Consider the following 12,974-nt stretch of genomic DNA (forward strand, 5'->3'; position numbering starts at 1 on the left):
GTGTCCGAATTCGACAATCCTGACGGAGCGTTGCCGCGGGCGCGGCTGCGCGGCCATGGCAAGGGCGTCTCGTCCTACAATAGCCGCACTTTCAGTCCGGCCCGGCCTTAAGCCGTTTGTGCGGCTTATCCGGTGGACGCGGCCTTGATAATTGCGGTGGTCGATGACATTCCTGGATGAGTTGCGGGCGCTGCTGGGGCCCGAGCATGTGTTGACGGGCGCGGATACCGCGTCCTATACGCTCGATTGGCGCGGCCGTTATCAGGGCCAGGCCCTGGCCGTGGCGCGGCCCGGCGATACCGAGGCCGTGGCCGCCGTGGTCGGCCTGTGTGCCCGCCACCGGGTGCCGGTGCTGCCCCAGGGCGGCAATACCAGCCTGTGCGGCGGCGCCACGCCGGACCAGGAGGGCGCCACGCTGATCCTGTCGCTGGGCCGCCTCAACCGCATCCGCGCCGTCGATACCGAAAACGACACCATCACCGTCGAGGCGGGTTGCATCCTGCAGTCGGTGCAGCAGGCCGCCGAGCAGGCGAACCGCCTGTTTCCCCTGAGCCTGGCGGCGGAGGGCAGTTGCAGCATCGGCGGCAACCTGGCCACCAACGCCGGCGGCACCCAGGTGCTGCGCTATGGCAATACCCGCGACCTGACCCTTGGCCTGGAAGTGGTCACGCCGGACGGCCGCATCTGGCATGGCCTGCGCGGCCTGCGCAAGGACAATACCGGCTACGACCTGCGTGATCTCTATATAGGTAGCGAAGGCACCCTGGGCATCATCACCGCCGCCACCTTGAAGCTTTACCCCGCGCCGGTCGCCCGCTGCACCGCCTTGCTGGCGCTGCCCGGTGTCGAGGAAGCGGTGAAAGTGCTGGCACGGGCCCGCGCCGGCTTCGGTTCCACCTTGACCGGCTTCGAGCTGATGGCCGGCTATTGCCTGCAAGGCGTGGTGCGGCTTTATCCGCAGCAGCGCCTGCCCTTCAGCGATGAATCGGCGCAGTCGCCCTGGTTCGCCCTGCTGGAACTGTCGGACAGCGAAAGCGAAGCGCACGCCCGCGAGCGCTTCGAAAGCGTGTTGGGCGAGGTGCTGGAGGCCGGCCTGGCCACCGACGCCGTCATCGCCGAAAACGTCGCGCAGAGTCGCGCCCTGTGGCATCTGCGTGAAAGCATCCCCCTGGCCGAAGCGGCTTTCGGCAAGGCGGTGAAGCACGACGTGTCGGTGCCGATCTCGCGCATCGCCGACTTCGTGCGGACCACCAACGGCCTGCTGCAAGCCAGTTTTCCCGGGGTCACGCACGTGATCTTCGGGCACCTGGGCGACGGCAACCTGCATTACAACGTGGCGCCCGCGCCGGGCCAGGCCGAGGCCGACCTGCTGGCCTTGCAGTCGCGTATCTACCAAGTGGTGCATGACAGCGTGCACGCGCACAATGGCTCGATCAGCGCCGAGCACGGGGTAGGGCAGCTCAAGGTGGAAGAACTGACGCGCTACAAGGATCCCCTGGAACTGGAGCTGATGCGCCGGATCAAGCAGGCCCTGGACCCGGATGGGATCATGAACCCTGGTAAGGTCGTCCTCGTATGAACGTTCCCGCCGCCACTTCGCACCATCGCATCCTCATCGTCGAGGACGATGCGACCATCGCCGGCAATCTCTACAGCTTCCTGGAGCAACGCGGCTTCGTGCCGGACGCGGCCTACGATGGCCGCGCCGCCCTGGGCATGCTGACGTCGCAGCACTTCGACGCCGTCATCCTGGATGTGGGCCTGCCGGGCCTGGACGGCTACGGCGTGCTGAGCGCGATGCGCAACGAGCACATGCTGGCCGTGCCGGTATTGATGCTGACCGCCCGCGATGAACTGAGCGACAAGCTGGCGGGATTCGCCCATGGCGCGGACGATTATCTGACCAAGCCGTTCGCGCTGGCGGAAGTCGAGGCCAGGCTGAACGCGCTGATCCTGCGCGCCAGCGGCGCGGTGGCCAACCCGGTCCGCCGCTGCGGCACGCTGAGCTACGACAGCCGCACGCGTGTGGTGGCGGTGGACGGCAAGCCCGTGCATCTGACGCGCAAGTCCGTGATGATCATCGAAGCATTGCTGCGCGATCCCGGCCGCGTGGTGTCGCGCGCCGAGCTGGAAAGCCATCTGTGGGGCGCCGAGCCGCCGTCCTCCGATGCCCTGCGCAGCCAGATGCACCTGTTGCGCAAGGCGCTGACCGATGCGGGCTATGACGGCATCGAGACGTTGCACGGCACGGGCTGGCGCCTGCAGGCAGACGGACCTTGCGCATGAATATCGGCAGCACGCTGACCCAACGGGTGACATGGGCCCTGACGGGGTTGGTGGCGATCTTCGTGTCGGCGCTGGTGGTGCTGGCCTACCTGACCTTCGACCAGATGGAAGACGATCTGGTGAACGACATCCTGACCACCGAAGCCGAGCGCCAGATCGCGCATCTGCAGAACGGCACCGTGCTCATGCCGGACCATGGTCCCCTGGATCTCGGCAGCAATATGCGCGCGTGGCTGCAGAAGCCTGGGGCGGTCAATCCCGATATTCCGGAGCCCATCCACAACCTGGGCGCCGGCCTGCACCTGGTGGAGCCCGGCGTGGAAACCTGGCACGTGGTGGTGGCCAGTCCGCCCCAGGGCAAGTTCTTCGTCCTCTATGACGCTACCGACAACGAAGACCGGGTGTTCGACTTCGGCTTGATCGTGCTGGGGCTTGGCGTGATCAGCATCGTGGCGTCCTACGGGGTGGCGCGCAAGGTGGCGCAGCTGGCGGTCGGACCCATGTTGAATTTGACCGATCAATTGTCCAAGTGGGCCCCCGGTTCGCCCGACCTGGCCGTGGAGCGCAATGACGAGGCCGGCCGCCTGGTCGAGGCCTTCAACCGGGTACAGAACCAGGTCGACCGTTCCCTGGCGCGCGAACGGGAGTTCGCCGCCAACCTCAGCCATGAAGTGCGCACGCCCCTGGCGGCCATCCGCAGCGACGGTGAGTTGATGCTGCTGGGCAATGCCACCGACGATCAGCGCACTCGCCTGACCCGGGTCGTCAAGAACGTCGACAGCGTCACCGCGGCGCTGGAAAGCGCGCGCGCCATGGCGCGTGACGAGTTGCGCAAGCCCGAAACCGTGGACCTGCGCGACTGCATGCAGGCCGCCTGGCAAGGGCTGGAAGCGCACGCCGAGCAGGCCGGCCTGCTGCTGGATGATCGTCTGGCGCCTGGCGACGTCCGCACCTTGGACCGCTATGCCTTGTTGACCGTGCTGCGCAATCTGGTGCGCAATGCCATCGAGCATGCGGCGCCGGCGCAGTTCGTGGTCAGCGCGGTGGACGGCGGCATTGCCCTGCGCGACAACGGCAAAGGCATCCGCGCGGCGGACCTGCCTTTCGTGTTCGAGCGCTACTACAGCGTGCGGCTGCGCGATATGCGCAATGGCGGCGTGGAACCGCCCGAGGCCGCCGCGGCGCTGGAGCGGGGACTGGGCCTGGCCATCGCCAAGCGGGTCTGCGACATGCAGGGCTGGAGCCTGACCGTGGAATCGGCCACCGAAGGCGAGCAGCGGGGTACCTGTTTCACCCTGAAGTTCTAGGCCGGATCGCGCTTTCCTCACCGCCGCCTCCGCCGGGGTAGCCGCCTCGGCCCTCCGGGGATTTGACGAATATTCAATGGGTCGCGGGTTAGCTTGCCATCTTCTCCGCGCACGCTACCCCATGGCTAATTCCGACCCCCATTCCTGGTCGGCGGCTGAACGCCGCGAAACCTATCTGATCGGCCAGGTGTTTTCCGTCACCCTGCTGCTGGTCTTTTGCGCTCAGGCCGTCAATATCTGGGGCCTGGACCTGGTCATCGCGCGTTGGTTCTACGACGCCCAGGCGCATGTGTTCCCTTACCGTGCGTCACGCACCCTGGAAATACTCGGGCATCGCCTGGTCCTGGTCGCGCCGGTCGGCGTGGCGGTGGCGGCGGCGGGCGCCGCCGTGGCCAGCCACTGGCTGCCGGTGCTGCGCCCGTGGCGCGGTGTGCTGTGGGCCACGGCCCTGACCTGTGCGCTGGGGCAGGTGATCATCACTCAGATCAAGCATCACACCGCCTTGCCGCGTCCTTACGACCTGAGCATGTTCGGCGGCTTCGCCCCGTACCCCGATCATTTCTGGGCGGCCAACCGCCACGAGGCCGGCGGCGCGCTGCCCAGCGGGCATGCCGGCGCCGGTTTTGCCATGCTGTCCTTGTACTTCGCCGGCTGGGCGGTCGGACGTCCGCTGTACCGCTGGGTCGGCCTGGCGATCGGGATCGTCGCGGGCGTGAGCTTTTCCCTGGTGCGTATTGCCCAGGGGGCTCATTTTCTCAGCCAGACGCTGTGGTCCGCGGCGCTGATGTGGTTCCTGGCCAGCCTGCTGTTCTACCGCCTGCTGGTCCAGCCCAGGAATCGTCCGACCGGCCCGCTGGGGCAAGTCGCGCCGCCGCAGGCCGCAAGACAGCCCACCCACTAGTTCAGCAACACCCCCGGCAGCCATAGCGAAAACGCCGGCACATACGTGACCAGCGCCAGCGCCGCCAACAGCGCGCCATAGAACGGCCAGATGGTCCGCATCACCGTGCCCACCGATACCCCGCCTATGGCGCAGCCCACGAACTGCGTGGTGCCCACGGGCGGCGTGTTCAGGCCAAGGGCGCAATTCAGCAACATGACCATGCCGAACTGCACCGGTCCCATCCCGTACTGCATGCAGATGGGCAGGAAGATCGGCGTGCAGATCAGGATGGTGGCCGCCATGTCCAGGAACGTGCCCAGCAGGAACAGCACGATATTGACCATCAGGAAGATGGCCCACGGACTGGTGGAGATCGACGCCAGCAGAACGCCGGTCTTTTCGGCCACGCCGTAAAAGCTGATCAGGTAGCCGAAGGTGGCCGAGATGCCGATCAGCAGCAGCACCACGCCGGTCGTCTTCACCGCCTTGGCGGCGGCCCGCACGAACTGGTCGAAGCTAAGCGAGCGGTAGACGAAGATCGTCAGCGCCAGGGCGTACAGCACCGCCACCGCCGCCGATTCCGTGGCGGTGAATACGCCGCTGAGGATGCCCGCGATGATCAGCACCACCACGAATAGCCCTGGCAGCGCCGCGATCAGCGAACGCAGCACGATGTGCCAGCCCGGAAAGGTGCCGGCCGGATAGCCGCGGCTGCGCGCCACGAAATAAGCCGCGGCCAGATTGCACAGCGTCAGGATGGCTGCGGGCACGACACCGGCGGCGATCAGTGCCGCGATGGAGACCTTGCCGCCGGCGGCAAGCGTGTAGATGATGATGTTGTGGCTGGTCGGCATCAGCGCGCCCACCAGCGCCGCGTGGGTGGTGACGTTGACGGCGTAGTCGGCGTGGTAGCCCTCGCGCTTCATCATGGGGATCATCACCGACCCCATCGCCGACACGTCCGCAACGGGCGAACCCGACACCCCGCCGAACAGCGTGCACGCCACCACATTCGACATGCCCAGGCCGCCGCGCACATGGCCCACCAGTGACTTGGCGAACGTCACGATGCGGTCGGCGATGCCGCCATAGAGCATCAGCTCGCCGGTGAAGATGAAGAAAGGGATGGCCAGGAAGGAGAAGGCGTTCATGCCCGAGGTCATCTGCTGGAAGGCGACCGCGATGGGCAGGTCCTCGTACATGATGGCCGTGATGGACGCCAGGCCGATGGCGAAGGCCACCGGCACGCCGATCACCAGGAAACCCATGAAGGCGACGGAAAGCAGAGTCAGTGCCATGCGGGGACCACCTTTTGATGCCGCAGCAGTGCCACGATATGTTCGAGGGAGAAGATGGCGATCAGGCCACCCGACAGCATGGCCGGCACGTATTTCCAGCCTTCCGAGATGCCCAGGTTGGGCATCGTGTAGTCCAGCACGGCGTCCGCGAGGACCCCGCAATACCAGGCCATGAGCAGGCCGAACAGCAGCACCAGCAGATGGATGAAGATCTGCAGGCACCACTTGTTGGTGGGGGACAAGGCTTCCAGCAATGACTCGAAGCCGATGTGGCCGGCATCGCGCACCCCTACCGCCGCGCCCAGCATGGTGACGTAGAGCACCAGCAGCATGGCGATGCTCTCGGCCCAGGTGGGCGTGCGGTTGAGGACGTGACGGCCGAATATCTGCAGCGCGACGGCGGCGATCAGGCAGACCAGCCCGGCGACGCTTATCCACATGCAGATGCGCGCGAGCATGGCGCAGGCACGGGAGAATACGTCGAGCGGGCCGGCCGCGGCCTGGCCGCCCCCGGCGGGGGCGGCGCTTTCTTGAAGACTGGCGGGCATGATGGGTCCCTTTAGGGCTGCGTGTCCTGGATCTTCTTGACCAGGTCCTTCATCTCCGGCGTGGTGACGAAGCGGTCGTAGACCGGCTTCATCGCCGTCTGGAAGGAGGCCTTGTCCACCTCGACGATCTGGGCGCCGCCCTTGAGCACGATGTCGCGCGACTTGGCTTCGCGCTCATCCCACAGCTTGCGCATATACGGCACCGAGTCGCGTGCGGCCTCGCGCAGGATCTTCTGCTCGTCCGGCGACATCTTGTCCCACTGGCGCTTGGAGAACAGCAGGATTTCCGGCGTCATGCTGTGCTCGGTCTGCGAATAGAACTTCGCCACCTCGAAGTGATGGGCGCTTTCGTAGCTGGGGATGTTGTTTTCCGCGGCATCCACCAGGCCCGTCTTCAGCGAGGTGTAGACCTCGCCCATGGCCATGGGGGTGGCGTTGCCGCCCATCGCTTCCACCATCGCCACCGAAAGATCGGATTGCTGCACCCGTATCTTCAGGCCCTTGGCGTCGGCCAGGGTGCGCAAGGGCTTGTTGCGGGTGTACATGGACCGCGAGCCGCTGTCGTACCACGCCAGGCCGACGAAGCCGGCTTTCTCGCAGGCGGTCAGCAATTGCTCGCCGATGGGGCCGTCCAATACCGCGTGCAGGTGGTCCTTGGAACGGAACAGGAAGGGCAGGGCCGGCACGCGCGTGTTCGGACAGATGTTGTGCATGGCGGCGCTGCTGACGCGCGCCATCGTGAGCGCCCCCAGCTTGACCTGCTCGATGGTGTCGTTTTCGGACCCCAGGGCGCCGCCGGAGAAGATGCGGATGGTCATCTTGCCGTTGGACCGCTCCTTGATCTGGTCGGCCATGTGCTTGACCGCCATCACGGTGGGATAGTCGTCGGTGAAGATGTCCGCGCTGCGGAATTCCGCGGCTTGCGCGCTGCCGGGAAAGACCGCGCTGGCCGCGATGGCGGCGGCACTGGCGGTGGCCAGTGCGGCGGACAGGAACAGGGCGGCGCGAGGGCGCCGGGGAGCGATGTGCAACATGTCTACCTCCAGTCAGGCCCGCACTGACGGCGGGCTCGTCTTCATCCGCTGCCGGGCGATGGGCCGGCGCGCATGCTTACTCGCTGCAAGGTTGCCCCCTGTCGCCCCGGATGGGGACGCAGACCGCGTTGCCGCGCGGCATGGAGCTATTGTTCTGGTTGCTTGTTTTGGTTGCGTGCGGGCGGCTAGCCGGTTCGAGCGTGGTTCTCCCGGCCGCGCTGGGCGGCGACGTGGCTCAGGATTCGAAGGGGCCGGCCTTCACGAAGGCGCCGCCTTGATAGCGCGCCGCCGGATCGTCCGCGGCCAGGGGCGTTTGGGCCTCGACCTTGGCGCGGAAGGGTTCGGAGTTGTCCTTGGGCGTGAAGCCCAGGTGCGCGGCGCGCGAGTTGTCCCACCAGCTTTCCTTGTTGGCGGACGCGCCGTACACGATGGTGTGGCCGACGTGCGGCGTGAACAGCGCCTGGGCGATCAGCTGGGTCAGGTCGTCGTAGCTGAGCCAGGTGATGAGCATGCGGCGGTCTTTCGCTTCCGGAAAGGACGAGCCGATGCGCAGGCACACGGTTTCGATGCCGTAGCGGTCGTAATAGAAGCGGGAAAGGTTTTCGCCGAAGGCCTTGCTGATGCCGTAATAGCCGTCGGGACGCACGGGGACGTCAGCGTCGATGACCTGGCCCTGGCGGTAGAAACCGATCACATGGTTGGAACTGGCGAAGACGACGCGCTTGACCCCATGGCGGCGCGCGGCCTCGTAGAGGTTGTAGACGCCCTGGATATTGGCCGGCAGGATTTCCTCGAAAGGCCGCTCCACCGACACCCCGCCCATGTGGACGATGGCGTCGACGCCTTGCACCAGCGCATCCACCGCCTGGGCATCCGCCAGGTCGCAGGGCACGATCTCTTCACCCGAGGTGGCAGGATCCAGTTGGCTGATGTCCGACAGCCGCAGCGTGTCGGTGTAAGGCTTCAGGCGTGTCCGCAGGACCTTGCCCAGGTTGCCGCCGGCGCCGGTCAGCAGCAGGCGGGCGCAATGCTGCGCGGGGGACGAATTTGATTCTGCCGTCGGAGTCACGGGGGTTTGTCTCGGTAACGTCGGCTGCGGTTGTCGGGGGCATCGTTCACGTCGTCCGGCTGTGGAAAAAACCGGGCAAAGACGCGCAATGCAAGCTCTTATATGTCATCGTACAACGCTGGGCCAGTATAATTAGCGCTTCAAAACGCAGTCAAGCGCAGCGCGACCGGGAAAATCCCTGATGACCAATAACGTACAAGCCGCCGTGCCCGCCCGTCGCCGCCCCCGCAGTCTGGCCCAGGAACTGGTGGACAGCCTGTCCACGCAGATCCGCGGTGGCGAGATCGTGCCCGGGGAAAAGCTTCCCACCGAATCCGAGATCATGCGCGCCTTTGGCGTCAGTCGTACGGTGGTGCGTGAGGCCCTGTCGCGCTTGCAGGCGTCCGGATTGGTCGAGACCCATCACGGCGTGGGAACGTATGCGCTGAAGCCCAGCGGCATGGGCGATTTCCGTGTCGATCCGGCCGATATCGCCACGGTGCGCGACATCGTCGTGATCCTGGAATTGCGTATCTGTCTGGAAAGCGAAGCCGCCGGGCTGGCGGCGACGCGTCGCACTGAAGAGCAACTGGCGAACATGCGCATTGCCCTGGACCAGTTCCGCGCCGCGCTGGTGCCGGGTGGCGATACCGTGACGCCGGATTTCCGCTTTCACCTGCTGGTGGCCGAGGCCACGCAGAACAAGTATTTCGCCGACCTGATGTCGCATCTGGGCGCGGCCATCATCCCGCGCACCCGCATCAATTCCGCCAAGCTGGCGCACGAGGACCGCGCGTCCTACCTGGCGCGGGTGAATCTGGAGCACGAGGACATCTACGAAGCCATCCGGCGCCAGGATGCCGAATCGGCGCGCGCCGCCATGCGCACGCACCTGAGCAACAGTCGCGAACGCCTGCGTCGCGCGCAGGAACGCTGATCCGCCCGCTGGCGCGCACGCCTGCCACGACAGGCTTCACGACGATCGGCTGTTACGCCCAATCCGCCGGCAAAACCCGGCCGGTAGCATTGCCGAAGCCGATGCGACGCTGGCCAGGGGCCGCACAATAGGCCGACAGGCAAATCTCGTCACCATCCTGCAGGAAGCCGCGCTGCTCGCCCCAAGGCAGGGCCAGCGCTGTCTTGCCGCCTTCGGTCAATTCCAAGAGAGAGCCGGCTTCGTCGGGGCGTGGCCCCGACAGCGTGCCCGTGCCCATCAGGTCACCTGCCTGCAGATTGCAGCCGTTCACCGTGTGATGCGCCACCAGCTGCGCCACCGTCCAATATGCCTCGCGGAAATTGCTGCGCGCCAGGATATGGGCCGGCGCACCCGCGCGGCGCGACTGCTCGGTGCTGATGCTCACCTGCAATTGCACATCGAAGGCGCCGTGGGCGGCGTTCTGCTCGGAGGCCAGGTAGGGCAGGGGCGCGGGATCGCCGGCGGGACGGCGCAGTTGCGTCCGGAACGGCGCCAGCGCTTCCAGGGTGACGATCCACGGCGACAAGGTGCTGGCGAAACTCTTGCCCAGGAAAGGCCCCAGGGGTTGATATTCCCAGGCCTGGATGTCGCGTGCCGACCAATCGTTGAGCAGCCCGAGTCCGAAGACATGGGCTTCCGCGTTCGCCAATGGAATGCGCTGGCCTTGGGGATTGCCCTGGCCGATGTAGATCGCCATCTCCAGTTCGTAGTCCAGGCGCTGGCTGGGACCGAAGGCCGGCGGCGCGCCTTCCCGCGGCGGGCGGGTCTGGCCGACCGGGCGGCGGAACGCGGTGTCCACCCCCAGGCTGGATGCGCGGCCGTGGTAGCCGATGGGGACCCATTTGTAATTGGGCAGCAGCGGCTGGTCGGGGCGGAATTGCAGGCCTACCGCGGTGGCGTGGTGCAGCGAGATATAGAAATCGGTGTAGTCGCCGATATGCGCCGGCGCGGCGTGATGCGCGCCGGCCATGGGGCGCAAGGCGGCCTCCAAAGCCGCGCGGACCGGCGACGTTTCTCCCGCGCCATCCACCCGCAGTCCGCGCGACAGGGCCAGCCGCAGCGCGTGCCAGTGGTCGGCGCCCAGCGCCATCAGCCCGTTAAGGCGACCTTCGTGCGCGGGTGCCGCGCACGCGCCGAGCGCTTGCGCGGCCAGGCCTTCGAAGGGCGCCGCGGCCGCCAGGCGGCTCAGGTCGACGATGCGATCGCCGATGGCGACACCGGCGCGCCAGGGCTCGGCGTCGTCATGGCGGAAAGTGCCGAAAGGCAGGTTCTGCAGCGGGAAGTCGCTGCTTTCAAGGTCGGCGCTGGTCACCCAGCTGCGCAGGGTCGGGTCGTGGGTTTCGTTCAGCTGCATGGATGCCTGAAGAGGAAAGCGTGACGCGGCCGGCATCACGGCTGGCTGGGTGTGAAGTGCCTGGCCAGCCCTTGCCAGCACGTGTAGTAGTCGCCCTGCAATTGCGGCGACGCGAGGGCCTGTGCCGTAGGACGGATGACCCGGCGCGTTTCGAACATGAAGGCCATGGTGTCGCGGATGTAGTGCGCTTGCGAGGTGTCGGCCTGCGAGGCTTTTTCGAAGGTGTCGGCATCCGGGCCGTGGCCGCTCATGCAATTGTGCAGGCTGGCGCCGCCCGGCAGGAAGCCCTCGGCCTTGGCGTCGTAGACCCCGTGGATCAGTCCCATGAACTCGCTGGCGACGTTGCGGTGGAACCAGGGCGGCCGGAAGGTGTTTTCCATGGCCAGGACCCGCGGCGGGAAGATCGCGAAATCCACATTGGCCGTTCCCGGGGTGTCCGACGGCGAAGTGAGTACCGTGAAGATCGACGGATCGGGATGGTCGAAGCTGACCGAACCGATGACGTTGAAGCGCCGCAGGTCATATTTGTAGGGCGCATGGGTGCCGTGCCAGGCCACGACATCGAGGGGCGAGTGGTCGATGCGGGCTTGCCAGAACGTCCCGGCGAACTTGCCGACCAGCTGGAAGTCGCCCGCCAGGTCTTCATACCAGGCCACCGGCGTCTGGAAGTCGCGCGCGTTGGCCAGGCAGTTGGAACCGATGGGTCCCAACTCCGGCAAGCGCAGCGGCGCTCCGAAATTTTCCAGAAGATAGCCGCGCGCCTGGCCGTCAGGAAGTTCGACGCGAAAGCGGACGCCGCGCGGAATGACGGCGATTTCCTGGGGCGCGATTTCCAGCCGGCCCAGCTCAGTCGCCAACAGCAGGCGGCCTTCCTGCGGCACGAACAGCAGTTCGCCGTCCGCGTCGTAGAAAAAGCGGTCCCGCATGGACTGGTTGGCGGCGTACAGGTGGATGCCGACGCCGCTTTGCTCGTCGGGACCGCCATTGCCGCCCAGGGTGACGACACTATCGATGAAGTCGGTGGGCGCGTCCGGCAGGGGGCGCGGACTCCAGCGTAACTGGTTCGGCGTGGCGGGGTAGGCGGCCGCGTCGCTGGTCCACCGGGGCGGCTGAGCCAGGGCCTTGAACGGTTCGTGGCGCGCGGCGGGCAGGATGCGGTAGAGCCAGCTGCGCCGGTTTTCCCCGCGCGGCGCCGTGAAGGCCGTGCCGGAAATCTGCTCGGCGTACAGGCCGTAAGGGCAGCGGGTCGGCGAATTACGGCCTTGCGGCAGGGCGCCGGGCAGGGCTTCGGTGGCGAAGTCGTTGTGGAAGCCGGTCTGGTAGTGCAGGTCCATGATCAGTCCCGCCTTGAGGTTCACGCCCGCTGGCAGCGGACGCAGTAATAGGTCGCCCTTTGGCCCTGCACGAAGCGCCGGATCGGCGTGCCGCAGACCCGGCAAGGTTGCCCTTCGCGGTCATAGACCGCCGCGTGGATCGTGAAGTAGCTGCCAGGTTCGCCGCTGGCCCCGACATAGTCGCGCAGGGTGCTGCCGCCCGAGGTCAGGGCGTCGCCCAGGGTGGCCTGGATGGCGGCAGCCAGTTTGTCACAGCGCGCCAGCGACAGCCGGCCGGCCGCCGCGCGCGGGTGGATGCCCGCCCGGAACAGGCTTTCGGATGCGTAGATATTGCCCACGCCCACCACGGCCTCGCCCGCCAGCAGCACCTGCTTGATGGGCGCCGACCGGCCGCGGAACTGGTCGCGCAACCAGGCGCCGTTGAAGCGGGGGTCGAAAGGTTCGATGCCCAGCTTGGCCAGCAGGGGGTGGAATTCGACGGGGCCGTCGTCGGCCGGGTGCCACAGCACCGCACCAAAACGGCGCGGATCGTGCAGCCTGAGCACGGCATGGTCGAAGACCCATTCGACGTGGTCGTGGCGGCGCGGAGCCTCGTCCTCGGGAACGGTGCGCAGGGAGCCCGACATGCCCAGATGCACGATCTGGGTGCCATGCTCGAAGCGCAGTAATAGATATTTACCTCGACGGCCGCACTCCAGCACGGTGCGGCCGGACAGCGCGGCGGGCAGGTCGGCGGGGATGGGCCAGCGCAGGCGCGGTTCGCGGACGACCAGGCGCACCAGCGGTCGGCCTGTCATGACAGTGTCGATTCCGCGCCGTGTGGTCTCGACTTCAGGCAGTTCGGGCATAGGGGAATATCACACTTGGGGATAGGGGGGCTTTCAGTGTGAACACTCCCTGGCCAGT

General features: G+C 66.7%; 12 protein-coding genes. 5 read left to right on the forward strand and 7 right to left on the reverse strand.

The window, feature by feature from the left end:
- The first annotated feature begins 163 nt into the window (after window positions 1-163).
- From ASB57_RS25615 to ASB57_RS25630, 4 genes are all read left to right on the forward strand, one after another.
- Window positions 164-1,579: an FAD-binding oxidoreductase gene (locus tag ASB57_RS25615; protein WP_057654726.1), complete on the forward strand. Its 1,416-nt coding sequence runs from the start codon at window positions 164-166 to the stop codon at window positions 1,577-1,579.
- Window positions 1,576-2,286, forward strand: coding sequence for a response regulator transcription factor (locus tag ASB57_RS25620; RefSeq protein ID WP_057654727.1), 711 nt, complete (start codon window positions 1,576-1,578; stop codon window positions 2,284-2,286). The genes ASB57_RS25615 and ASB57_RS25620 overlap by 4 nt, the downstream gene beginning before the upstream one ends.
- A complete protein-coding gene (locus ASB57_RS25625) occupies window positions 2,283-3,593 on the forward strand; it encodes a HAMP domain-containing sensor histidine kinase (RefSeq protein WP_057654728.1) in 1,311 nt (436 codons plus the stop codon). The genes ASB57_RS25620 and ASB57_RS25625 overlap by 4 nt, the downstream gene beginning before the upstream one ends.
- Window positions 3,594-3,714: 121 nt before the next feature.
- Window positions 3,715-4,494 carry a phosphatase PAP2 family protein gene (locus tag ASB57_RS25630; RefSeq protein WP_057654729.1) on the forward strand — a complete coding sequence of 260 codons (780 nt, stop codon included), beginning with the start codon at window positions 3,715-3,717 and terminating at the stop codon, window positions 4,492-4,494.
- On the opposite strand, the gene ASB57_RS25635 is transcribed toward ASB57_RS25630, so the two are convergent.
- The 4 genes from ASB57_RS25635 to ASB57_RS25650 all read right to left on the reverse strand — a co-directional run bounded on the left by ASB57_RS25635 (window position 4,491) and on the right by ASB57_RS25650 (window position 8,425).
- Window positions 4,491-5,774, reverse strand: coding sequence for a TRAP transporter large permease (locus ASB57_RS25635; protein WP_057654730.1), 1,284 nt, complete (start codon window positions 5,772-5,774; stop codon window positions 4,491-4,493). The two genes, ASB57_RS25630 and ASB57_RS25635, sit on opposite strands and share 4 nt — an antisense overlap.
- Complete coding sequence (locus tag ASB57_RS25640; protein WP_369822761.1) at window positions 5,765-6,322, reverse strand: TRAP transporter small permease; 558 nt, start codon at window positions 6,320-6,322, stop codon at window positions 5,765-5,767. The genes ASB57_RS25635 and ASB57_RS25640 overlap by 10 nt, the downstream gene beginning before the upstream one ends.
- Before the next feature lie 11 nt (window positions 6,323-6,333).
- Window positions 6,334-7,356, reverse strand: coding sequence for a TRAP transporter substrate-binding protein (locus ASB57_RS25645; RefSeq protein WP_082621835.1), 1,023 nt, complete (start codon window positions 7,354-7,356; stop codon window positions 6,334-6,336).
- Between the two features lie 235 nt (window positions 7,357-7,591).
- Window positions 7,592-8,425, reverse strand: a complete 834-nt coding sequence (locus ASB57_RS25650) for an NAD(P)-dependent oxidoreductase (RefSeq protein ID WP_057654731.1) — start codon at window positions 8,423-8,425, stop codon at window positions 7,592-7,594.
- A 181-nt stretch (window positions 8,426-8,606) separates the two neighbouring features.
- On the opposite strand from ASB57_RS25650, the gene ASB57_RS25655 reads away from it, so the two are divergent.
- Complete coding sequence (locus ASB57_RS25655) at window positions 8,607-9,341, forward strand: FadR/GntR family transcriptional regulator (RefSeq protein ID WP_057654732.1); 735 nt, start codon at window positions 8,607-8,609, stop codon at window positions 9,339-9,341.
- Window positions 9,342-9,393: 52 nt separating this feature from the next.
- On the opposite strand, the gene fahA is transcribed toward ASB57_RS25655, so the two are convergent.
- Genes fahA through mutM form a run of 3 tightly spaced genes read right to left on the reverse strand, consistent with a single transcriptional unit; the run spans window position 9,394 to window position 12,916 of the window.
- Window positions 9,394-10,734: a fumarylacetoacetase gene (gene fahA, locus ASB57_RS25660; RefSeq protein WP_057654733.1), complete on the reverse strand. Its 1,341-nt coding sequence runs from the start codon at window positions 10,732-10,734 to the stop codon at window positions 9,394-9,396.
- 35 nt (window positions 10,735-10,769) lie between these two features.
- Window positions 10,770-12,068 (reverse strand): homogentisate 1,2-dioxygenase, encoded by a 1,299-nt coding sequence (gene hmgA, locus ASB57_RS25665; protein WP_057656446.1) that lies wholly within the window; start codon window positions 12,066-12,068, stop codon window positions 10,770-10,772.
- 20 nt (window positions 12,069-12,088) lie between these two features.
- Window positions 12,089-12,916 carry a bifunctional DNA-formamidopyrimidine glycosylase/DNA-(apurinic or apyrimidinic site) lyase gene (gene mutM, locus ASB57_RS25670; protein ID WP_057654734.1) on the reverse strand — a complete coding sequence of 276 codons (828 nt, stop codon included), beginning with the start codon at window positions 12,914-12,916 and terminating at the stop codon, window positions 12,089-12,091.
- Between the last annotated feature and the right edge of the window lie 58 nt (window positions 12,917-12,974).

Origin of the sequence: Bordetella sp. N (assembly GCF_001433395.1) — a bacterium.
GTDB lineage: Bacteria > Pseudomonadota > Gammaproteobacteria > Burkholderiales > Burkholderiaceae_B > Bordetella_C.